At 53.0% G+C, this 22,083-nt stretch carries 18 protein-coding genes and 1 pseudogene; 3 read left to right on the top strand and 16 right to left on the bottom strand.

Features of this window, described 5'->3' with window-relative positions; all coding sequences use genetic code 11:
* Positions 1–93 precede the first annotated feature (93 nt).
* From osmB to G0034_RS12425, 3 genes are all read right to left on the bottom strand, one after another.
* The gene (gene osmB / locus G0034_RS12435; protein ID WP_008501216.1) at positions 94–312 is read right to left on the bottom strand and encodes an osmotically-inducible lipoprotein OsmB; all 219 of its coding nucleotides are present in this window, start codon (positions 310–312) and stop codon (positions 94–96) included.
* A 263-nt stretch (positions 313–575) separates the two neighbouring features.
* Positions 576–1,328: a DNA-binding transcriptional regulator YciT gene (gene yciT / locus G0034_RS12430; protein WP_014884081.1), complete on the bottom strand. Its 753-nt coding sequence runs from the start codon at positions 1,326–1,328 to the stop codon at positions 576–578.
* A gap of 43 nt (positions 1,329–1,371) precedes the next feature.
* Entirely contained in the window at positions 1,372–1,554 is a 183-nt protein-coding gene (locus tag G0034_RS12425) for a YciZ family protein (RefSeq protein ID WP_059372351.1), read from the bottom strand.
* 193 nt (positions 1,555–1,747) lie between these two features.
* Here G0034_RS12425 and G0034_RS12420 point away from each other — a divergent pair.
* Positions 1,748–2,616, top strand: a pseudogene (locus G0034_RS12420) (crotonase/enoyl-CoA hydratase family protein).
* Here G0034_RS12420 and pdeR read toward each other — a convergent pair.
* From pdeR to crrC, 7 genes are all read right to left on the bottom strand, one after another.
* Entirely contained in the window at positions 2,613–4,604 is a 1,992-nt protein-coding gene (pdeR, locus tag G0034_RS12415) for a cyclic di-GMP phosphodiesterase (RefSeq protein ID WP_014884078.1), read from the bottom strand. The pseudogene G0034_RS12420 and the gene pdeR overlap by 4 nt on opposite strands.
* Positions 4,605–4,927: 323 nt before the next feature.
* Positions 4,928–6,862 (bottom strand): exoribonuclease II, encoded by a 1,935-nt coding sequence (locus G0034_RS12410; protein ID WP_023337374.1) that lies wholly within the window; start codon positions 6,860–6,862, stop codon positions 4,928–4,930.
* An 88-nt stretch (positions 6,863–6,950) separates the two neighbouring features.
* Complete coding sequence (locus G0034_RS12405) at positions 6,951–7,937, bottom strand: CMD domain-containing protein (RefSeq protein WP_179120907.1); 987 nt, start codon at positions 7,935–7,937, stop codon at positions 6,951–6,953.
* Positions 7,938–8,089: 152 nt separating this feature from the next.
* Positions 8,090–8,878, bottom strand: coding sequence for an enoyl-ACP reductase FabI (gene fabI, locus G0034_RS12400; protein WP_003856831.1), 789 nt, complete (start codon positions 8,876–8,878; stop codon positions 8,090–8,092).
* Positions 8,879–9,128: 250 nt separating this feature from the next.
* Entirely contained in the window at positions 9,129–12,233 is a 3,105-nt protein-coding gene (locus tag G0034_RS12395; RefSeq protein ID WP_045135526.1) for a multidrug efflux RND transporter permease subunit, read from the bottom strand.
* A 4-nt stretch (positions 12,234–12,237) separates the two neighbouring features.
* Complete coding sequence (locus G0034_RS12390) at positions 12,238–13,149, bottom strand: ABC transporter six-transmembrane domain-containing protein (protein ID WP_032629001.1); 912 nt, start codon at positions 13,147–13,149, stop codon at positions 12,238–12,240.
* Positions 13,150–13,283: 134 nt separating this feature from the next.
* Entirely contained in the window at positions 13,284–13,676 is a 393-nt protein-coding gene (gene crrC / locus G0034_RS12385) for a colistin resistant protein CrrC (protein WP_100124566.1), read from the bottom strand.
* Positions 13,677–13,942: 266 nt separating this feature from the next.
* Here crrC and G0034_RS12380 point away from each other — a divergent pair, with 266 nt between their 5' ends.
* Positions 13,943–14,647: a response regulator gene (locus tag G0034_RS12380; RefSeq protein WP_023338377.1), complete on the top strand. Its 705-nt coding sequence runs from the start codon at positions 13,943–13,945 to the stop codon at positions 14,645–14,647.
* Positions 14,644–15,708: an ATP-binding protein gene (locus G0034_RS12375; RefSeq protein WP_032636303.1), complete on the top strand. Its 1,065-nt coding sequence runs from the start codon at positions 14,644–14,646 to the stop codon at positions 15,706–15,708. Before G0034_RS12380 ends, G0034_RS12375 begins: the two co-directional genes overlap by 4 nt.
* On the opposite strand, the gene G0034_RS12370 is transcribed toward G0034_RS12375, so the two are convergent.
* The 6 genes from G0034_RS12370 to sapA form a co-directional block, all read right to left on the bottom strand.
* On the bottom strand, positions 15,689–16,630 hold the full coding sequence (locus G0034_RS12370; protein ID WP_023330539.1) for an ATP-grasp fold amidoligase family protein: 942 nt from the start codon (positions 16,628–16,630) through the stop codon (positions 15,689–15,691). The genes G0034_RS12375 and G0034_RS12370 overlap by 20 nt on opposite strands.
* A gap of 154 nt (positions 16,631–16,784) precedes the next feature.
* Positions 16,785–17,591: a putrescine export ABC transporter ATP-binding protein SapF gene (sapF, locus tag G0034_RS12365; RefSeq protein ID WP_023338375.1), complete on the bottom strand. Its 807-nt coding sequence runs from the start codon at positions 17,589–17,591 to the stop codon at positions 16,785–16,787.
* Between the two features lies 1 nt (position 17,592).
* A complete protein-coding gene (gene sapD / locus G0034_RS12360) occupies positions 17,593–18,585 on the bottom strand; it encodes a putrescine export ABC transporter ATP-binding protein SapD (RefSeq protein WP_014884068.1) in 993 nt (330 codons plus the stop codon).
* Complete coding sequence (sapC, locus tag G0034_RS12355; RefSeq protein ID WP_014884067.1) at positions 18,585–19,475, bottom strand: putrescine export ABC transporter permease SapC; 891 nt, start codon at positions 19,473–19,475, stop codon at positions 18,585–18,587. Before sapC ends, sapD begins: the two co-directional genes overlap by 1 nt.
* On the bottom strand, positions 19,462–20,427 hold the full coding sequence (gene sapB / locus G0034_RS12350; protein ID WP_014884066.1) for a putrescine export ABC transporter permease SapB: 966 nt from the start codon (positions 20,425–20,427) through the stop codon (positions 19,462–19,464). The genes sapC and sapB overlap by 14 nt, the downstream gene beginning before the upstream one ends.
* Positions 20,424–22,064 (bottom strand): ABC transporter substrate-binding protein SapA, encoded by a 1,641-nt coding sequence (gene sapA, locus G0034_RS12345; protein ID WP_014884065.1) that lies wholly within the window; start codon positions 22,062–22,064, stop codon positions 20,424–20,426. Before sapA ends, sapB begins: the two co-directional genes overlap by 4 nt.
* Between the last annotated feature and the right edge of the window lie 19 nt (positions 22,065–22,083).

Genomic DNA, 22,083 nt, shown 5'->3' with positions numbered 1-22,083 from the left:
CACGGCAAATGCCGTGGCTCGTGATATATACGTGCGTAAGTCAGACCTGAAATGCGACGCTAAATCGCGATGTCGGGAAGGCTTATAGAATAATTATTTGCCAACCTGGTGACCGATAATACCACCGACAGCAGCGCCACCCAATGTACCCAGCGTGCTACCATCTGTTAAGACTGCACCACCGAGTGCACCTGCACCGGCACCAATGGCGGTGTTACGGTCACGTTTAGACCAGTTAGAGCATGCGCTCAGGGACATTGCTACAGTGATTGCCAGAACAGCGGCGGCTAATTTTTTGCTGGTTAAGGTCATAATACTTTCTCCTGAATTATCGATTCACGGAAAGAGGTACACGTTAAGTATAGACAAAACGAATACCTAATTCTTTTTTCCGTGAAAGCTGGTCGCGCAGGCGTTACGTAATCACGCAAGTGATAGTCACTTCCTGTTATATCGCTAACATTAATTTTACGACTTTAATGCGGGTTAAACAGGTAAAAACTCTTAAAGGGGGGTTAGGAATCGTCTCAGACGAAGGGATATGCAGGCGCCCGAATGACGGGCGCGAAATGGACTCAGGCGGACGTTTTAATAATATCGACAATCAGACCGTCTTCTTCCAGCTTATTACGATGCTCGTCACTTAACCGTTCGTCGGTAATGACGCGACTGAAGCGTGAGACGGGACCCATTGTGTAAGGATGGACGGCGCCAAATTTGGAACTGTCAGTGAGCACAATGGCTTCACACTCTTTTTCCAGTACGGCATTCACCACGTCAGTGCGCATCATATCCCGGCCGGTGAAACCTGTTTCCGGCTGCCAGCCGTCAATGCCGATAAAGGCCTTACTGAAATGCACCTGCTGAACATATTGCCGGGTCAGCGGGCCCACCATGCTTTCACTTTTCTTTTGGTAAATGCCACCCAGCAAAATGACCTCACAGCGCGTCTCTTTGAGTAAATGGGCGATATAGCTGCTGACAGTGATGATAGTCACGTCTTTTTGTTCCGCGAGCGTCCGTGCCAGAAGGGCATTGCTGCTGCCGTTTTCAATAAAGACCGTCTCGCCAGGGTTTACCAGTGATGCGGCAAACTCTGCAAGTTCACGTTTAAGCGCGTAGTTATTCATCATGCGCGTCTCAACGTCGTCGCTGTCCAGCGGCACGGCATAACCATGCGCACGGCGCAGGTAACTCTGTTTTTCCAGCAGATTAAGATCCTGACGAATGGTGACTTCGGAGACGCCGGTGGTTTTAGCGAGATCGACCACGCTTACACGCCCCTGATCGATGACCATCTGCAAAATGAGTTGTTGTCGGGAATTCATAGCATCCATTTAATAAAGCGAAACGAGGTCGGAAACGGTGGGATTACACTTCCCACGGCGCTTTTGGCTGTTTGTTTTCGGGGGCGCTGTCAGCGCCATTCTGAGCAAGAAGTTCAGACTTCAGGATCTCGAGATTGCGGATCGCAGAGTGATAATCACCCGCTACCAGAATATCCAGCACGGTATCAATACGTTGTGCTACAGCTTGTGGATCAATAGTAGACATAATCTCTCCCCGGGAGCGAAAAGTGAATAATTTCAATGATGCAGAAAATGGGGTCAAAAGAGAAGGGAAAAAATGCAATAACGAAATTACATAAATGAAAGTGATAAATTTATTCCCCCTCATATAGCAGGCTTAATCGGTGGATTAGTCTAAAACTGCGCGCAAGGCGCTTTTTTATATGAGGAATTGGACTATGACAGTTATCAATCAGCCTACCTGTACACTGTTTACCGATACTGAACGTTTCACGCAGCTCTCAGGGTATTACGAGGCGGAGCGACGCACCGTCTGGATGATGCTGCGGGCTCAGCCGCGTCCTTGCTTCAACCATGCCTTAATTGAGGAGATCATGAACCTTTCCTGGCTGGTCCGTCAGTCGGGTTTTGCGGTCGATTTTTGGGTTACCGGCTCGCTTGTTCCTGAAATGTACAACGTGGGAGGGGACTTGCAGTTCTTCGTCGAGTGCATTCAGAACGGGCGGCGTGAAGCGTTACGGGCGTATGCCCGCGCCTGTGTTGATTGCGTCCATGCGGCATCAAGAGGGTTTGATACGGGGGCCATCACGCTGGCAATGGTCGAAGGCAGCGCATTAGGCGGCGGATTTGAGGCAGCGCTGGCGCACCATTTTGTCCTGGCTCAGCGTGATGCCCGGTTAGGTTTCCCGGAAATTGCCTTTAATCTGTTCCCGGGGATGGGGGGTATTCTCTGGTCGCACGACGTTCAGGCATGAAGCTGGCGGAGGAGCTCATCTACAAAGGGGAGTCCCACACGGCAGAATGGTACGAGCAGCACGGGCTGGTGGATGTACTGTATGAACCCGGGCAAAGCTACGTCTCGGTCAGGACCTTCATCGACACATTGCGGCCAAAACTGAACGGCGTAAGAGCCATGCTGCGTGCTCGTACGCGCGTTCTGCAGTTGCCACGCAGTGAGCTGATGGACATTACCGAAGACTGGGTCGATGCCGCATTTTGCCTTGAGCCGAAAGATATCGCCTACATGGAGCGTCTGGTGATGCTGCAAAACCGCCATCATGCGGCGGGCTTACGCAAGGCCAGCTAGCGCTGTTGTCGCGCCTGATAGCGTTTTAGCCATCGCTCGAATGCGGCAGCGGGCATCGGCTTAGCAAAAAGGAAACCCTGCCGTTCGTTGACGCCATTCTTAGTCAGAAAGGCGTCTTCTTTTGCATTCTCCACCCCCTCGGCGATCACCTGCAGATTCAGGGCCTGTGCCACTGCGACAATGGCGCGTACCAGAGACTGGGAGATGGACTGCTTATGAATATCTCTGACAAAAGATTGATCGAGTTTAATGGCGTCAATAGGAAAACGCGCCAGCTGGGAAAGGGAAGAGTAGCCCGTACCAAAGTCATCCAGATGTATTTGCGCCCCGAGTCGGCTGAATTGCTGGATCACCGAAAGCGCCAGCTCTTCGTTTTCGATGAGACAGCTCTCTGTTAACTCGACGTCGATAGGACAGTACTCAAAATGCAGATCCTTAAGCGCCTGCTTTAAATCGCTGAAAATCGTCTGGTCGGCAAGCTGACGTGCAGAGACGTTCACGGCCACGCGCAGGTTAATCCCCTTGTCACGCCATTTCGCCACCTGACGAACCACGTCGAGCATCACCCAGCGCCCCAGCGGCACAATCAAACCGGACTCTTCGGCATAAGAGATAAATTCCAGCGGTGGGATCAAGCCGCGCTCCGGCGACTGCCAGCGGACCAGCGCCTCAAGACTTCTGACCTCACCGCGCCAGGTCATTTTAGGCTGGTAGTGAATCAGAAGCTGATCGTTATCCAGCGCTTTACGCAGATTGGTGTCCAGCCAAAGATACTCAAATACGCGCTGGTTCATTTCAGGGGAGAAGACGCAGAACTTACCCCTGCCATTTTCCTTGGCGGTGTACATGGCCGTATCGGCATTGCGAATCACACTTTCCCGATCGTTCCCGTGCTGCGGCGCGAGGGCGATCCCCAAAGAACAGCCGGTATATATCTCAATCAGCCCGATTCTGAACGGCTGGCGCAGGCGGGTCAGAATGCGCGACGCCATCGCTTCCAGCGAGCCCTGAGACGTATTCGTGGCCATCACGATAAACTCATCGCCGCCGAGCCGGGCCAGGACCTGCCCCTCGTCAAGGCAACTCAGAATGGCGAGTGCAACCGCCTGTAAGAGCTGATCGCCAAACATATGCCCGTAGGCATCGTTGACCTTTTTGAAGTTATCCAGGTCAAGATACACCACGCCAACCTGCGTTTCGCCCCGATGGTTGATGGCGTCTGAGATCTGTTCGTGGATGGCATTGCGGTTGGGTAAACCGGTGATGGTATCGGTATTGGCCAGCACGCGCAGGCGCTCCTGCGCCCGACGTTCCTCGGTAATGTCGGTGCCGGAGCAAATAAGAAATATTTCGTTTTTACCGCTGCCGCTGTGAACGAATTTGTTTCTGAACAGAAACAAGCGTTGTCCTTTCCGCGTCTTGATCCAGCGTTCAACTTCGTAGGAGCTGCCGTTACGGAAGAAACCGGTGATATTTCGCTTCGAGGCTGCCGCCTCGCTGCGACTCATAAACAATTTGAACACGTTCTGACCGATCACTTCCTGCTCTTTCAGACCGGTATACTCTTCGCTCAGGCGATTAAAACGCTGAATATTGCCGTGCTGATCGAGAATCACAATGACGGAATTCGCTTCCGAAACCACCTGTTCCGCGAAGGAGAGTCCTTGAGCGAGATCGCGTGCTACGGAGGGGGTATCGTTCCAGGCCGATGCCGTGCCAGCCCACTCGTTTCGGGTGATTTTGCGGCCGACAAGATGCACGGGAACCTCTTCGCCATACAGGGAGAGGTTCATTGAAATGCTGGAGGTAATTACCGTTAACTGGCGGATCAACGTGGCTTGTTCATCGTCCAGCGTCACCACCTGAGTCGCATCGGCATTTTCGCTGGCGGCAAGGTGCAGAGCGTTGCTGTCTGCCGACAATCGCCACCACGGACTGTGAGTACCCATGTAACGAAACAGCAAATTCTGCTCAAGATCGTCGATCATGATTTCTCCCGCTGCTACTCATTAGCGCACAAATTATTCATTTGCAGTCGACTTTTCCGTTGTGAAACAGCGGTAAAACCGAAGTGAACGTATTGTTTTTCCCTGCTTTCTTATAATAAAACGAGTCTGCCAAAAAAGAATACTGAGCATCCAGCTATTCAGGTGACCGAATATGACGGCACTCTTTTACTGTAGATAATTATGGCCATTTTGGGCGGGGGGTATCGGAAAATAGTCAGAAAAAATGATGAATTTGTGGGGCGGGTTAAAAAGAAAAATTGTCGGCCTTCCCGAACGGAAATGGCCGACAATTTAGCGGGTTATCAGACAGCTGGTCGCGCGATAATACTGCGGGTTTCCATGCGGACTTCAGCGATAGTTACGTCAATCACCTCAGTGACTTTGTAAACTGTTTCACCTTTAATCTGCACGGTGCCACTTTCCTGGCTACAGACCAGTTCGTCACGAACGGCATGCAGGAATGGGGCAGGGATAAAGGCGACAGCACCGTTATCCACCAGACGGACACGCATCCCGCCGCGGCTGATATCAATAATCTCCGCAGCGAAGCGGGTGTCGGTTCCGGCTTTATCCTGCAGGAAACGCGCGTACAGCCAGTCTCCAACGTCACGTTCCGCCATGCGGTTCAGACGGCGACGTTCTGCCATCTGCACGGTCGTGTCGTCCTGAGGGCGCGCAATCGTTTCGCCTTTGATAATCGCTTTCAGCAGACGGTGGTTAACCATGTCGCCATATTTACGAATTGGGGATGTCCAGGTGGCGTAAGCTTCCAGACCGAGGCCGAAGTGCGGGCCTGGTTCGGTGCTGATTTCAGCGAAGGACTGGAAGCGGCGAATACGGCTATCAAGGAAACCGGATGGCTGTGCGTCCAGCTCGCGGCGAAGCTTGCAGAATCCTGGCAGCGTCAGGACTTCTTCCGGATCAACATGCACATCGTGATTCTTCAGCAGGGCCGCCAGCGCTTCGGTATTGGCCGGATCGAATCCGGTGTGAACGTTGTAAATACCAAAGCCCAGCTTGTCGCGCAGCACGCGTGCGGCGCAAATGTTGGCGGAAATCATCGCTTCTTCGACGATGCGGTTAGCAATGCGTCGCGGCTCGGCCACGATATCCAGCACTTCGCCTTTCTCACCGAGAACAAAACGGTAATCCGGACGATCTTTGAACACCAGGGCGTGGGTTGTACGCCATTCGCCACGCTTCAGGCAAATACGGTGCAGCAGACGAATCTGCGCTGCAATGGCATCGGATTCAGGTTTCCAGCTGCCGGTGTTTTCCAGCCAGTCAGAGACATTGTCATAGGCCAGCTTGGCTTTGGATTCGATGGTGGCGGCAAAGAATTCGATATCGTCTTCAATCGTCCCATCCGCGGCGATGGTCATGCGGCAGGCGAGAGCCGGGCGCACTTCATTTGGGCGCAGCGAGCAGAGATCGTCTGACAGTTCGCGCGGAAGCATCGGGATGTTAAAGCCTGGCAGGTAGTTAGTAAACGCACGGATTTTGGCCGTTTCGTCCAGTTTACTGCCTTGTGCAATCCAGGCGGTAGGATCGGCAATGGCGACGGTCAGATGCAGTTTGCCATCGGCGCTCTCTTCAGCGTAGAGCGCATCGTCCATATCTTCTGTGCTGGCGCTGTCGATGGTGACAAATTCCAGCGCAGTGAGATCGCGGCGCGTCAAACCTTCGTCCTGCATTTCAGTCGCTACGCCGTTCGGCGCTTCTTTTTCAAGATTATGGCGTGCCAGCGTGACCCACCACGGGACGAAATGGTCATCGCCAAAGGTGATGAACTGCGTCAGTTCTGCATAGAAACCACGATCGCCTTTCAGAGGATGACGGCGCATTTCTGCTACGGCCCAGTCACCTTCTTTAAAATCATGCTCAACGCCGCGGGCGGCCCGGCAGGGAATGGCATCTTTCAACAGGGGATGATCCGGCACGATAGAAAGACGATCGTCTTTTCGCTGTACCTTACCGACAAAGCGGGTCAGGAACGGTTCAATCAGTTCTTCCGGCTCAGCGGATTCACGTTCCTTCTCTGTATGAATGACGGCCATGACGCGATCGCCATGCATCACTTTCTTCATCTGCGGTGGCGGAATGAAGTAGCTTTTCTGCGCGTCAACTTCAAGGAAGCCAAAGCCCTTTTCCGTGGCTTTCACGACCCCTTCTGCACGCGGCGTCTGGGAATGCAGTTGCTGTTTAAGCTGCGCTAGCAGCGGGTTGTCCTGAAACATAATGTTCTATTTTCGTAGCCATTGAGCGGCTGACAGTTTTACGCGATTCTCACTTCTACAGCAAGCGGTCTTTGGGGAATGCGTGTGGTTATTCCGCTTTGCCAGCCGCGACTTTTAGTCGATTAAGCCAGCCCTCAAACGCGCTTTGAGACAGGCGGTTGATCGCCTGGGCGACAGTCAGTCCTTCTTCCATGAGTGGGGTAAACTGCGCGGCACTAAAGCGGTCCGGCGAGCGTGTCAGCAAGTCGACTGCTGCCAAAAGCGACGGCGGGGAAAGCGCACTCTCTTCCCGGCTGTTTATCAGGATCTCTCCCGTCAGGTCGAGCAAGGTCGGTTCATGGCACAGGACGGGTGTCAGCGCCTCAAGCGCAGGTTCTGCCTGCCAGCGGGAGAGGGACTCAAGCTGATGCGCACTCGCATAGCGAAGCTCGACCACGGGAAGAAGCGCTATCCACCTACCGGCGCACGCTGGCAGGGTGTGCGGCTGAATATGATGGCCCGGCAACCAGCGAACGGGATGGCCAAGCAGAGCCTGAAAGACCGCAACCACGCGCGCCTGAAAACCGATAAAGCCGATGATCTGGTTAATCACCACAATGTCATAGGTAGAGAGACCCACCTCATCAAGCTGGTTTCGCGCCTTGTCATCAATGACATCCGGTGAGCTGGCGAGCTGACGGGCATACTGCGTGATTTGCGCCAGCCGCCGGTTACTTTCGCGGGAGGAGTCAGGACCCGGCAGCGGAGCAAGAAGGGCGGCGTAATGGTTGCATAGCCGCTGAACGCCACAGGCCTGCGCAACCGTCAACGCGGTACTTAACCGGTCATAGGCGCTGAGCGTTCGCAGACGATTGACGGGAAGTGAGAGGGGAAACAGCTGATGGCATAAGGCTCTGGCAGGGGCAAGCCAGCCGGTACAGGCGGCGACAATCTCATCGGGCAGGGCTAAATCGAGCAAAAAACGATCGTCGACGTTAGCGGCTTCGGGCATCAGGGGCAGCGCATCCGACTGCGCGTGGTTTGACTGGGTTTCGTGATACCAGTGGCCTTTGCCGGAAAAACGGCGTTGTTCCATGGGCGTTCCTTGATCTCAAAATGGCGATCAATATCCTGGCGTAACGCAGATAAAGGGAAAAATATTGTTAGGTGATAACAAATAGCAGAACGGAATAACGAGGGGATGGTGCGGGGGAAAACTCTCTTCCCGTGCGGGAAGAGAGTCTGAGCTTATTTAATTTCCAGCTCGTTCATTGCAGCGATGTTGAAGCCGCCGTCAACGTGAACCACTTCACCGGAGATACCCGCGGACAGGTCAGAGCACAGGAATGCAGCAGAGTTACCCACATCTTCAATGGTAACAGTACGACGAATCGGGGTAACCGCTTCGCAGTGCGCCAGCATTTTACGGAAATCTTTGATGCCGGACGCCGCCAGGGTGCGGATAGGACCCGCGGAGATGGCGTTAACACGCACACCTTCAGGACCCATTGCGTTCGCCATATAGCGTACGTTGGCTTCCAGAGACGCTTTAGCCAGACCCATCACGTTGTAGTTAGGGATAGCACGTTCCGCGCCCAGGTAGGACAGGGTCAACAGCGCTGCGCCCGGGTTCAGCATCGCGCGGCAAGATTTAGCCATCGCAACGAAGCTGTAGGAGCTGATGTCGTGAGCGATTTTAAAGCCATCACGGGTAACCGCGTTCACATAGTCACCGTCCAGCTGGTCGCCAGGCGCGAAGCCGATGGAGTGAACGAAACCGTCGAATTTCGGCCATGCTTTTGCCAGCTCAGCAAACATGCCATCGATGCTTTCATCTTGTGCAACGTCACATTCCAGAACGATGCTGGAACCCAGCTGCGCGGCAAACTCTTCAACACGGCCTTTCAGCTTGTCGTTCTGGTAGGTGAACGCCAGCTCAGCGCCTTCACGATGCATTGCCTGTGCGATGCCGTATGCGATGGACAGTTTGCTGGCAACGCCAGTCACCAGAATGCGCTTACCGGAAAGAAAACCCATAGCTTTAATCCTTATATTCATTGCTTATTTTGCCTTGTAATTCATAGCGTTACAGGCAGTATTTCAAAATCATTCGAAATTAGCTCGAAATTATAGCCCACTCACAGCCCCTTGTGTCACGATATTTCTCGCCGATCGCCAAAGACGAATGCCCCAAAAGGTGAGGCGTGGGTTCAAAATTTCAGCATTTGTCCAGTATATCACCCGGCAGCAGCTTCGCCTCATCCAACCAGCGTGGATGGGCGATCCCTCACGATAGTGACCCTTTCCTGGCGCTTTCTATGAAACGCGCGATGACAATAAAGAAAACCGGGACGAAGAAGATCGCGAGAAGCGTACCGCTAATCATGCCGCCAAAGACACCGGTGCCGATGGCGTGTTGTGTGCTGTCACTTGCGCCACTGGCCAGCATTAAGGGAACCACTCCCAACGTAAAGGCTAACGATGTCATCAGAATAGGGCGCAGGCGCTGGCTTGCGGCCTGTATCGTTGCCGCCACCAGAGGGTTCCCTTCACGATGCAACTGTCTGGCAAACTCCACAATCAATATGGCGTTCTTGGCAGACAGGCCTATCAGGGTGATAAGGCCGACCTTGAAGAAAACATCATTCGTCATGCCGGCAACAGACACGGCCATGACTGCACCGATCAGTCCCAATGGCACCACCAGCATGACGGCAAAAGGTATTGACCAGCTCTCATACAGGGCAGCGAGCACCATAAACACCACCAGAATCGACAGGACGATCAGACCCGGGAGCTGCGACTGGGATTTTATTTCCTGCAATGAGCTCCCGGCCCATTCTCCCGCCAAGCCCTGAGGTAAATCCCTGGACAAATTCTCCATAACTTTCATTGCGGTACCGCTGGATTCACCGGTGGCCGCACTGCCGGTAATGCGGATAGCAGAATACCCCTGATAACGCGTTAGTTGCTGCGGTGCAACGTTCCAGGAGAGCGTCGCAAACGTTGACACTGGCACCCTCTGCCCCTGGCGGTTTTTAACGGATAATTTCAGGATCTGCTCAGGTTGCATTCGGTAAGGCGCATCGGCCTGGATAATCACCTGCTGAACACGCCCATTGTTCGTGTAGTCATTAACGTAGTTTGAACCCATGGTGACGGAGAGCGTCTGGTTGATTTCATCAAATGAGACGCCCAGAGCTTCCGCTTTTTCCCGGTCAATCTGAAGCGCCAGGCTAGTGCCTTCCGGCAGGCCGTCGATATACACGCCACTCAGTTCAGGACGTTGATTCGCTTTCAGCACCAGCGCATCGGCCGCCTGCTTTAACGCCTCGTAGCCCAGTCCCGCTCTGTCCTGCACGTACCAGGTGAAGCCCGACGAGGTGCCCATATCCGAAATGGCAGGCGGGAGCAGGCTCATCGTTACGGCATCAGAGACGTTTGCCATACTGGCCTGCATATGGTCGGCTTCATCCTCGGCTGTAGAGCCGTGCCTTTCTTTCCAGTCCTTCAGCGTGGTGAATGCCATGGCCGAATTCGGTCCTGATCCTGAAAACCCAAAACCCAGGATCATAATGTTGCTTTCAATATCCGGTCGGGTCGCAATTTCCTGTTCAAATGTTTTTACTACTTTCAGGGTGCGCTGCATTGTGGCATCAGAGGGAAGCTGAATAGAGGACATAAAATAGCCCTGATCTTCGTCCGGCAGAAAGGATGAGGGCAGCGAAGACAATCCAAAAAATAGCGCAGCACAAAGCGCAACATACAGAAGCAGCATTCGGCCGGTTCGTTTCAGAACCGCGCCCAGGCCGGATTCGTACCATGTCGTCAGGGTATGAAAACGGGCGTTAAAGCCTACCGCGAACCTGCCGCCACCGTGTTTTTGCGCTCTGTGGGGCTTAAGCAACGTCGCACAAAGCGCGGGAGTCAGCGTGAGGGCAAGAAATGCCGACAACAGTATGGATACCGCCATGGAAATACAAAATTGTCGATAAATAATGCCTACGGACCCATCAGCAAAACCCATGGGTATAAAGACAGCGGTAAGTACCAGCGTGATCCCGATAATTGCCGGGGTGATTTCGGCCATGGCCTCCCGGGTAGCGTCGCGCGGAGAAAGGTTTTTTTCTTCCATCAGCCGTTCAACGTTCTCCACGACCACAATGGCGTCATCCACGATAATCCCTATCGCCAGCACCATGCCGAACATGGTCAGAATATTGATCGAGTATCCACTCAATAGCATCACTGTGAAGGTGCCCAGCAGCGCGACGGGGGCCACAATCGCGGGGATAAGCGTACAGCGTATCTTATGTAAAAACAGCAGCATAACGAGAAAGACAAGGACCATCGCTTCCACAAAGGTTTGCACCACCTTCATGATGGACAGCTTTACAAACGGTGCGGTATCGAAGGGAACCGTAAACGCCATTCCTTCCGGCAACACCTGAGAAAGTTCGTCGATACGTGCACGTACGCCTGACGCCGTGCTCATCGCATTGGCGCCTGGCGACAACTGGATTGCCGCAGCCGTTGCCGGCACCCCATTTTCGCGGATACCGAAAGCGTAACTTTGCAGGCCAGACTCAATCCGCGCAACGTCGGACAGTTTCAGCCTTGCGCCAGACGCATCTGCTTTAAGGGTAATGTTTCTGAAAGCCTCTACAGAAGTGAGTTGCCCTTTCACTGTGATGGGATAGGTTACGCCTTGTCCTGCAGTTGCCGGTTCATCTCCCGTTTTCCCCGGCGAAACAAGGGCATTTTGCTGACCTACAGCGGTAAGAACATCGCTCACCGAAAGCCCGTAACTGTGCAGCTGCATGGGATCCAGCCAGATGCGCAGCGCTTTTTCGCCACCAAACAGCTGGACTTTTCCGACTCCCGGCACACGGCGTAGTTCGTCGCTGACGTTGCGGGCAAAATAATCGCTTAAATCCGCCTCTTCAAATTTGCCGGTTGTGGACTTCAACCCCACCATCATTAAAAATCCGGAATTGGCCGCCTCGACGTTGATGCCATTTTGCCTGACCGCCTGCGGCAAACGTGGCTCTACAATCTTGATCTGGTTCTGAAGATCCATCTGTGCCAGCTTAATGTCTGTGCCGGGCTTAAAGGTCACGGTAATAGATGCAGAACCGGTTGTGTCGCTGGATGATTCGAAATAGAGCAAATTATCCACGCCCGATATTTCACGCTCGATGAGCGACACCACGGACGTATTCATGATATCGGGGCTGGCCCCCGGATAAGTGACAGAAATAATGATCCCCGGCGGTGCCACCGCCGGATACTGCGCAACCGGCAACCGGGGTATAGACAGGACACCCGTCAGGACAATAAAAAGCGCCACTACCCAGGCGAATACGGGGCGTTCAATAAAAAAATGAGGCATTAAATTAACGTCCAGATACGTGAATTTCGTCATCGGCTGATACGCGTTTACCGATATCCCTGAGCTGAGAAAATTTCTCAAGAAGCTGCGGGGCGTCATCGAGACTTGTCGCGAACATCCACATGTATGTCATCACGGAATAAATATGTCCGGCGGTGATGCCAGCCGATTGCGTCATCCAGATAATGGTCAGCGTAAAAAGCAGGGCAACGAGTATACCCACCCATAAATAGCCCCACGCCTCCCGGTCCGATAACGCAATGCGTAAACGTGCAAGCGTGACGTAATGGCGGTGAAGGGTGGCGGTGCCTGCCTTATGAACATAATCAACTTCCTTCTCAAGACGATTATTCAGGCGCATGAATAACCATTCATTTTTACGGGCATATTCCGAGACAAATCCCATCAGAATGATGACGATTGCACAGCACATGATGCCGGCCCAGAATTCGATAAATAACAGCATGATTGCCGCACCAAAGAGAGAACTCAGCGAGGTAATAAGCAGGGGCAAGTGCATTTCAAAGAAATCCACATACTCGCGCGAGAGTGTGACCCTGGCGGCGATAGCCGAATGGTTAAGCTGGTATTTCCGCTGTGAAAGCACAACGGAGACCGCAAGCCCGGCATAAATACGAGCAAACGTTCGCGTATCAACACTCCGTCTTGTCGCACCTATGATCCACATACAGAGCACCATCAGTCCGTACAGTGCGGCGTTAAGTGTCTTACCCGCAAGAATGGCATTAATCGCGATGCCTGCCAGAACGGGATACAGTAAAAACATCACGTTTTCAGCCACGACAAGGAAAAAAGTCACAACCAGTTTTTTCCGGTGACGTACCGCGAGTTTTTTAAGTGAGTACATAACGCCAGCTGTATCTGGAGAACGACGATTGTTATTAAGGTTATTCATTCTGGGTAACAGGTTTCAGACTCTTTAAGTGAGTGTATTTTGAGCAATAAGGGTTGGCAGGAAGTCTACAACTCGCCTGTTTAGCGGAAATGGCAGTTTTATGGAGAGAGTGTGGAGCGCAACCGTGCGGTTGTTCAAATCATTCTCATAATGAGGTACAACGGCGAACCGCAGAAAAAAAGAATTAAATAACACTCGTAGTAAAACACCAAATCGTCGAAATCTGGCGTAGCGTTCAGCAGCACAGTGAACGTAATTATGAGATATATAAAAATCACCATTAGCCAGAAGGCGATGACAAGTAATTCAGTGAATGCACCTGCTTTGTTTTGTATTATCAGAGAGACAACCGACAAAGCGATGCAACCATAAATAATGGGAGAGGAGGGCAGCGTCGCGGCAACTTTTTCATCCATTTTATGCATCAACACCAGCCAGGTATAGAGTAATCCCCACGACAGCAGCAGGAACAGCGTATATATACCGATTTTCTTAGTAGAGAAATATTTCGAAAATTCCATGTTCATTATCTCAGCCAGATTCATAAAGCCTTAAAGCGACAGGGTTAATTCTCACCGTTCTATGAAAGAAGGGTTCTGCCCGAATAGCTATTCTGGCCAGGCATTGTCGAGTCTTTATTGACTGAATGTGTAGGCTGTGTGGAGGCATGGCCGGACATTTAAATTAGTGCTGGAAATTTTCATGGCTACGGCACTTTTTCCCGGAGGCTGTGTCTTATTGTGCTAAAGATATCTGATAGCGTGCTCAAAGGGATTTCACCCGCGGAGATAAAATGAACAAAAATACTCTAATCCTTGTTGTTGAAGATGAAGACGACATTGCTGAAATACTGATGAGTTACTTAGAGCGTTCAGGGATGAAAACGCTGAGGGCCAGACAGGGCGAGCAGGCGATAGCGCTTAATCGCCTTCATAAACCGGATCTCATCTTGCTGGACATTCATCTGCCCGTATGCGACGGCTGGAGCGTCCTCACGACGCTTCGTCAGGAAAGTTCCGTGCCCGTCATTATGGTTTCTGCCCTCGATCAGGACGTAGATAAACTCATGGGGCTGAGGCTTGGCGCGGATGATTACGTTATCAAGCCTTTTAACCCTTCTGAAGTTGTCGCGCGGGTTGAAGCGGTGCTGCGCAGAACCAAACCCGCTATTCAGCAGGCGGGGGCCGCGCCTATCAGGACGCCATTTATTACGGTCTATCCGGATGATTTCTACGTTGAGGTTACCGTGGGACCTGAAGTGATCTCCCCGGTGTTAACGACGACGGAATTTAAGCTTCTTACGTATCTGGTCAGATATCCGCGAAAGGTCTGCTCCCGCGAAGAGTTACTCAATGCATGTCTTCCGGAAGGTGATACCCTCGACAGAACAGTAGATAGCCATATGAGCAAGCTGCGTAAAAAACTTGAGCTCGCGGGGCTTTACGGCGTCCCTGAGAGCATCAGGGGCATGGGTTACCGGCTTGGGGAGAAAAAATGAACAGAGAGTCTGTCCTGAGTCGTCAGATCTTAACGTACATGATGTTGCTGACGTTTACGATCATTGCCATTTCCATACTGGGCTCCTGGTTTTTTTACTCCTTTATTCTGGATCACCTCCCCGGCGGCGCTGCTGCGGGGGAAGACGAGCAGATGACCCTGTGGGACTGGGTGTGGATCGGGACAGCAACAACAATCAGTCTAATATTCGCGGTTTTTTTAACGATCAAACTTTCCTCGCGGATACTCACCCCGCTAAACGCTGTCGCGTCCAGCCTGAAAAAAATTTCGCAGGGCCAACTGGATGCCCGGGCTTATTGTGCCAGTTCCAGGCTGGGAGAGATCAATCACCTGGTCATGGATTTCAATGAAATGGCGGAAAAACTGCAGACGCTGGATATGCAGCGTAAATCCTGGAATGCCGCCATTGCCCATGAACTCAGAACCCCGGTCACGATTTTACGCGGGCGGCTCCAGGGTCTGGTAGACGGCGTTTTTGAACCGGATCCGGTGCTTTTTAATAATCTTCTCAGGCAGACCGAAGGGTTAACCCGCCTGATTGAAGATCTACGGGTTGTCAGCTCTGACGGTGGGGCGGGTTATACGTTGTCTAAATCCAGAACGGATCTCAAAGGGACAATACAGGACGCGCTTGATACGTTCATGCCCGAATTTAAACGTAATCAGTTTACGATAAAGACAGCGTTGAGGGAGCAGCGTTGTGTGTTCGATCCGTTGCGTATCACCCAGTGTCTGGCCGTTCTTTTTGACAACGCATTACACTATTCAACCTCGCGGACGCTCATTGTCAAAAATGGCGTGTCTGATAAAGGCAATTATATTCTTATTCAGGATGGCGGACCGGGCATCCCTGAGGCCTTCCACGATTTTTTATTTCAGCCTTTTCAGCGGGATAATGGCGCCAGGGCATTGAATCCCGAAGGGTGTGGTTTAGGCTTATCTGTGGTAAAAGCCATCATGCTGGCCCATGGTGGCGATGTCACTTATACCTTATCAAAGCAAAACCACTCAATATTTAAACTCACCTGGCCCGACCCGTGAGTTTCAGCGGCAGATTAAATGTGCTTGCTGGCGATAAATGCCATATTTGTCCTAGCTTAGCATCCCATTCCTGTGGGGTAATCGTCAGTTTACCGCGTCTCGGGCTTAGGGTTATTTCACTGAAATAGATTTCATCTTTTTTTAGCATAAGATCAACGCGGCAGTAATCAATTCCCTGCGCCAGCTCCTGGGAGGCCAACAATGCTTCTCGGAATAAAAGCGGTTCGCCAGGATCTGCTGAAGTATTCGGATATTCCATCTGGAAAGGTTGTAAGTTCCAGTGCCTGTCATAAACGTTGATAAACCCTTTCCCGTTATCATCCGTAAAATCCGCTTCAACATAGTGGGCAACGCCATGAAAGCAATGGATCCTCAACATTTCGGGCGTTGTATTCCTGTCAGCATCGTCGAAGAGATCGACAAATGGCTCGCAAAGTATACTCGGCGTAATGTTTTTGTACTGCCATTCGCGTGTGGTGTAGTACAGATTTTTCTTTAACGCGAGGCTCAGTTTTTTACAGGCTTCCCTGTCATTAAAGTGCGCTTTGTCGGTACATATTATTGTGCTACCACTGTCATGGTTGCACTTAAGGACGAATTTGTCAGGAAGTACTGAAAAATCAATTTGCGACGCCCTGGTATAAACACCAAGTAATGGCACCGTTTTCACGCGCGTAGTTCTGGAAGAAACGTATTCCCGAACGGCGAGTTTATCGGCAAGCATTGTATAGACGTTATTATGGTCATAGACCAGACGATGGCATATTTTTTCACTCAACGTCGAGGGTGATTTAATGTCAGGGGTTTTCCCGGTTGTTCTCCTGAGCCTCACAGTATGGAAGTGCAGGTCCGTCATTAAAAATGAACGACATTTTCTGATGAGATACTCTGTGTATTTTAGAACATAAGTGGCGGTGATCATTTTTTCTCCTCCGTAATGTCCTGATATTCTGGAGAAGAACTGTTGATGGATATTGCGAAAAATATGGAGCAAGGATGGAGACGAAAATTAAAAGGATTAAATAACGTACGCAGGTTATTTAATCCTTGATTTAGCGGGGGGGTTACCGTTGTGCTTAGCGGTCCTTTCTCCACGCATCGGCGGTCAGCGCTTCACCGAAATGACCGGCAATCAGTCGTTTCGTCAGCTCATGAAGCGGAGAAGCCATCACATCCGCCGTGCTGCCACGCTCGACAACTTCCCCCTGGTGCATCACCATCACCTGGTCGCTGATGTGCTTCATCATTCCGAGATGTTGGGTAACGTAGATATAGGAGATACCCTGTTTTTCCTGCAACTCCAGCATCAGGTTAATCAGTTGCGACCGCATCGACATATCCAGCGAGGCAAGCGCTTCGTCGGCAATGATTACCTTCGGGCGCAAAATCAATGCGCGCGCCAGACCCAGGCGCTGTTTCTGGCCGGGGGCCAGCATATGGGGATAGTAGCTTTCGTGATCCGGTAACAGTCCCACCATGCGCAGGGTTTCAAAGACGCGCTTTCGTCGCGCCTCGGGCTCCAGCTCGGTGTTCAAACGCAGAGGAAAATCCAGAATCTGCGAAATACGCTGGCGAGGATTGAGCGAGGTTGACGGATCCTGGAAGATCATGCGGATACGCTGGCTGCGGAAAGAGTAATCCCCAAACGACAGAGGATGATCGTCAATCAACACTTCTCCAGCGGTAGGCTCTACCATGCCGGCAAGCATCTTCGCCAGCGTCGATTTCCCGGAGCCGTTTTCGCCAATAATCGCCAGCGTCTGTTTTTCACGCAGGGTAAAACTTAGCGGCTTTACCGCCTCGACAGTCTGACGATGAAACAGCCCCGTACGATAGCGAAAGGTCTTACTCAGGTTGCGGACTTCCAGTAAGGTTTCGACCATTTCACTCTCTCTCCATGTTCAGCGGGAAATGACAGGCGTAAAGATGATTTTTGGCGCCGGTCAGGCGTGGTGTCTCAATACATTTACGCTGAGCATACGGGCAACGAGGCCCAAGACGGCAGCCTATCGGCAAGGATTCCAGCAGCGGAATCGCCCCTGGCAAGGTATTCAGGCGGCTCTTGTGCGGCATGGCACTGCCAAAATCAGGAATAGCCCGGATAAGCGCCTGCGTATACGGATGATGCGGGGCGTTGATCAGGTCTTCGCTGGGGGCGGTTTCGACCGTTTGCCCGCAGTACATCACATCAATTTTGTCCGCCCATTTGCTTAACATCTGCAGGTCATGGCTGATCAGCAAAATGGTGGTGTTGTTATTCTGGTTCAGACGTGACAGCAGGCGGAAAATTTGCGCCTGCGTGGTCGGCTCCATCGCGTTGGTGGGTTCATCTGCAATCAGCAAGCGCGGCTGATTAGCCAGCGCGATAGCAATCATCACCTTCTGACATTCACCGTCGGTAAGCTCATACGGGAAGCTGCGCATCGCGTCTTTATGATCTTTGATACCGACGCGGTGCAACAGTTCGATGGCGCGACGTTTACGCCAGCCGAAACGCTGCCACCAGCGGCCTTTATAGGTCCAGCCGGGGATGTTCTGCATGAGCTGTTTACCCACGCGCTCGGACGGATCGAGACAGGATTGCGGCTCCTGGAAGATCATCGAGACGTTGTGACCAACCAGCTTACGCCGCTCGCGCGGGGAGAGGCGCAGCAGGTCAATGTCGTCGAAGCGCATACGATCGGCGGTTACGCGCCAGTTGTCTTTCGCCACGCCGCAGATAGCTTTGGCGATCAGGCTTTTTCCTGAGCCAGATTCCCCCACCAGCCCGCGAATTTCACCCTCAGCAAGCGTGATACTGATGCGATCGACGGCCTTAACCCAGCCTTCACCGGTTTTGAATTCGATGGTGAGGTTGCGGATATCAAGAAGTGGCATTATTGCACCCCCGCGTTAATTGCACGGCGAATACCGTCGCCCAGCAGGTTGATCAGCAACACGCTCACCATAATCGCCGCCCCCGGCAGCATCACTGTCCACGGTGCCACGTAGATTAACTCCAGCGCGTCACCGAGCATTGCGCCCCATTCAGGTGACGGCAACTGGGCGCCAAGGTCGAGGAAGCCGAGCGCAGCAATATCGAGAATCGCCATCGACAGCGCACGGGTGATCTCGGTGACCAGCCCGGCGGCGATATTCGGCAGAACGGCAAACCACAGGATGTTGAAGGTGGTCGCGCCGTCCAGACGGGCGGCGACGACATACTCTTTTTCCAGCTCGTCATGCACCATGCTGTAAACCGAGCGCACGATGCGGGGCAGGATTGCCAGCCAGACGGCAAACATCGCATGCGACAGATGCGGTCCGGCAAAAGCAACCACAATGATTGCCAGCAGCAGAGACGGAATCGACAGCAGGGTGTCCAGAATGTGGTTCAGTACCGCCGAACGCAGGCCATGCGTGGATCCCGCAAAAATACCGAGCGCCAGTCCACAGACTGTCGCCGCAAGCGTGACCACAAATGCGCCACCCACCGTCGGAGCAGCGCCGCTTAACAGGCGGCTCAATACGTCACGTCCGAGGTCGTCGGTGCCGAGGAAGAAAGAGACTTCGCCGTAGCGTGACCAGGAAGGCGGCAGAAGCTGATAGCCGAGGAACTGCTGGTCAATGCCATACGGGGCAAACCACGAGCCAAAGAGGCAGAGTAATACCAGCCCGGCGCAGCCATAAAGGCCGATCATCGCCGTGGTGTCACCATAGAACTTACGCCACACGGTACGCAGCGCACCGGGTGTGCGCTTTTCACTGTATACGTTATCGTAAGGCATACCATTCCTTATGCTTCAACGGGTTAGCCATCGCACCCAAAATATCGGACAACACGTTAACAATAATCACCAGCGAACCAATCACCATCACACCCGCTGAAATAGCGGCGTAGTCCTGCTGGCGAATAGCGTTGATCATCCATCGTCCCAGCCCTGGCCAGCTAAAGACCATCTCGGTGATCATCGCCAGAGTGAGCATGGTGGAGAACTGCAGCCCCAGACGCGGAATCACCGGCGGTAGCGCGTTATGGAGAACGTTGCGGCGCAGAATGGTCAGGCGTGACAAACCCCGCGTGGCGGCGGCTTTGACATAGTTCTGGTCAAACACCTCGATGGTGCTCAGGCGCATCAGGCGAATCACTTCCGTGGTCGGGGCGACGGCCAGCGTCAGTACCGGCAACACCATATGGCGCACGGCGCTGACGATCATCTCATGACGCCACACTGAATCGGACAGCCAGGCGTCAATAATGGCAAAACCCGTCACCGATTTCACCGTATAGAGCAGGTCGAAGCGGCCCGAGACTGGTAGCCAGCCCATCGTCAGTGAGAAGAAGAGCGTTAACAGCAGCGCCAGCCAGAATACCGGGATGGAGAAGCCTAACAGGGCGAGGGCGCTGATGAACTTATCCTGCCATTTGTTGCGATAGATCCCGGCCAGCATACCCACGGGGATCCCCACCATCAGGGCAAAACCGAAGGCCAGAATGCACAGCTCCATCGTGGCCGGAAAAACCTCTTTCAACTGGTCGGAGATAAGCTGCCCGTTGATGCTGGACACACCGAAATCCCAGTGCAGCAGACCGTTAAACCAGAACAGCCAGGCATCCCACAACGATGAGCCCTGAAGCGGGGCGTGCGGCGTAAAATAGCTCAGGCTGAAACCGACAAAGGTCAGCAGAAAGAGCGTCACCAGCAGCAGCAGGAGTCGGCGCAAGGTAAAAATAATCATGGTTTTTTCACCTCTTGTTCTTTTTCGCGCGAGACGCCCGCGAACGAGGCATTGCCGAACGGACTCAGCACTAGACCTTTAATATCATAGCGATAGGCCTGGAGACGCAGGGAAGAGGCCAGCGGCAGCACGGGCAACTCCTCGGCGAGGATTTTCTGCGCTTCATCATAAGCATCGATGCGTGAGGCCAACTGTTGGGAAGAGAGCGCTTTTTGCAGCACGGCGTCAAACTCCCGGTTACACCAGTGAGCGTAGTTGGTCTGCGAGTTGATCGCCGCACAGCTCAGCAGCGGCCGGAAAAAACTGTCCGGGTCGTTACTGTCGGTAGCCCAGCCGGTCAGCGTGAGATCGTGATTCATGTCCATCAGGCGCGCCTCCTGGAAACGGCCCTCAACCGGCACGATGATCACCTTGACGCCCACCTGTGCCATATCTGCCTGCAACAGTTCGGCCGTTTTCAGCGGGCTCGGGTTCCACGCCTGGGAACTGGTCGGCACCCAAAGCTGGAGGGTGAGGTTTTCCGCGCCCAGCGCTTTCAGTTGTTCGCGTGCTTTTGCCGGATTGTATTCAGTAATTTTAGCTTCACCGTCGTAGGCCCACGAGGCGCGCGGTAAAATAGAGGCCGCGGTTTCCGCCGTGCCGTAGTAGATCGACTGCATCAGACGCTGGTTGTTAATCGCCAGCGCCAGGGCATGACGGACGGCAGGGTTGTTCAACGGCGGCTTATCCGTGTTAAAGGCCAGATAAGCGATGTTCATTCCCGGGCGTAGCGTCAGACGCAGACGCGGATCGTCACGCAAAATAGTGAGCTGGCTGGCGGCAGGCCAGGCGAGCACGTCACATTCCCCGGTGAGCAGTTTTGAGAGACGTCCCGTTCCGCCAGAGCCGAGGTCAACCACCACCTGCGGCATCAGCGGCGTGCCGCGCCAGAAATGTTCATGACGCTGCAGGCGTATATATTGCCCCGCACGGTATTCCGCCAGCTGGAACGGACCGGTGCCCACCGGCTGGCGATCGAGCAACTCCTGGCGATCTTTTTTCGCAAGCTGCGACGCATATTCAGCAGACATGACGGACGCATAGTGGGTTGCCAGATGCCAGAGGAAGGAGGCATCCGGGCGCGTTAGCGTAAATTCAACCGTTCGGTTATCCAGCTTACGCACGCTCTTAACCGTGTCGGCAAACTGCAAACTGTCGAAGTAAGGGAAATGATCCCCGTTGACGTTATGCCACGGATGATTGCGATTAAAGATCCGCTGGAAGGTAAAGACCACATCGTCCGCATTCAGCTTGCGCGTGGGGGTAAACCAGGGCGTGCGCTGAAACGCGACATCATTGCGCAGGTGGAAGCGGTAGGTGGCACCGTTGTCCAGCACTTCCCAGCTTTCCGCAAGCTCAGGGACCAGACGGTAGGTGTACGGGTCGACATCAAGCAGACGGTCATACAATTGCGCGGCAAGCGTATCGACAATCAGGCCGCTGCCCGCTTTTTGCGGGTTGAAGGTATCCACCTGGCCGCTCACGCAATAGACGAAGCCACTGTCACGGATGTCAGGCTGCGAAGTCTGCCCCGGCGCGGCAAAAGCCATGCTGCTGAACAGACCGAGTGCAAAAAAGGACGATAAAACCAGACGCATAATTTTTAAGGTTTTTAGG

The sequence above is a fragment of the Enterobacter sp. T2 genome, assembly GCF_010692925.1.
GTDB classification, from domain to species: domain Bacteria; phylum Pseudomonadota; class Gammaproteobacteria; order Enterobacterales; family Enterobacteriaceae; genus Enterobacter; species Enterobacter kobei.
The sequence above is the reverse complement of the archived record's forward strand: the minus strand, read 5'-3'. Positions and strand labels throughout refer to the sequence as shown.

Bases quoted from the DNA above. Each gene is read 5' to 3' on its own strand.
- osmB (WP_008501216.1), bottom strand. From the start codon at position 312: ATGACCTTAACCAGCAAAAAATTAGCCGCCGCTGTTCTGGCAATCACT.
- yciT (WP_014884081.1), bottom strand. From the start codon at position 1,328: ATGAATTCCCGACAACAACTCATTTTGCAGATGGTCATCGATCAGGGG.
- G0034_RS12425 (WP_059372351.1), bottom strand. From the start codon at position 1,554: ATGTCTACTATTGATCCACAAGCTGTAGCACAACGTATTGATACCGTG.
- pdeR (WP_014884078.1), bottom strand. From the start codon at position 4,604: ATGATCGACGATCTTGAGCAGAATTTGCTGTTTCGTTACATGGGTACT.
- G0034_RS12410 (WP_023337374.1), bottom strand. From the start codon at position 6,862: ATGTTTCAGGACAACCCGCTGCTAGCGCAGCTTAAACAGCAACTGCAT.
- G0034_RS12405 (WP_179120907.1), bottom strand. From the start codon at position 7,937: ATGGAACAACGCCGTTTTTCCGGCAAAGGCCACTGGTATCACGAAACC.
- fabI (WP_003856831.1), bottom strand. From the start codon at position 8,878: ATGGGTTTTCTTTCCGGTAAGCGCATTCTGGTGACTGGCGTTGCCAGC.
- G0034_RS12395 (WP_045135526.1), bottom strand. From the start codon at position 12,233: ATGCCTCATTTTTTTATTGAACGCCCCGTATTCGCCTGGGTAGTGGCG.
- G0034_RS12390 (WP_032629001.1), bottom strand. From the start codon at position 13,149: ATGAATAACCTTAATAACAATCGTCGTTCTCCAGATACAGCTGGCGTT.
- crrC (WP_100124566.1), bottom strand. From the start codon at position 13,676: ATGAACATGGAATTTTCGAAATATTTCTCTACTAAGAAAATCGGTATA.
- G0034_RS12380 (WP_023338377.1), top strand. From the start codon at position 13,943: ATGAACAAAAATACTCTAATCCTTGTTGTTGAAGATGAAGACGACATT.
- G0034_RS12375 (WP_032636303.1), top strand. From the start codon at position 14,644: ATGAACAGAGAGTCTGTCCTGAGTCGTCAGATCTTAACGTACATGATG.
- G0034_RS12370 (WP_023330539.1), bottom strand. From the start codon at position 16,630: ATGATCACCGCCACTTATGTTCTAAAATACACAGAGTATCTCATCAGA.
- sapF (WP_023338375.1), bottom strand. From the start codon at position 17,591: ATGGTCGAAACCTTACTGGAAGTCCGCAACCTGAGTAAGACCTTTCGC.
- sapD (WP_014884068.1), bottom strand. From the start codon at position 18,585: ATGCCACTTCTTGATATCCGCAACCTCACCATCGAATTCAAAACCGGT.
- sapC (WP_014884067.1), bottom strand. From the start codon at position 19,475: ATGCCTTACGATAACGTATACAGTGAAAAGCGCACACCCGGTGCGCTG.
- sapB (WP_014884066.1), bottom strand. From the start codon at position 20,427: ATGATTATTTTTACCTTGCGCCGACTCCTGCTGCTGCTGGTGACGCTC.
- sapA (WP_014884065.1), bottom strand. From the start codon at position 22,064: ATGCGTCTGGTTTTATCGTCCTTTTTTGCACTCGGTCTGTTCAGCAGC.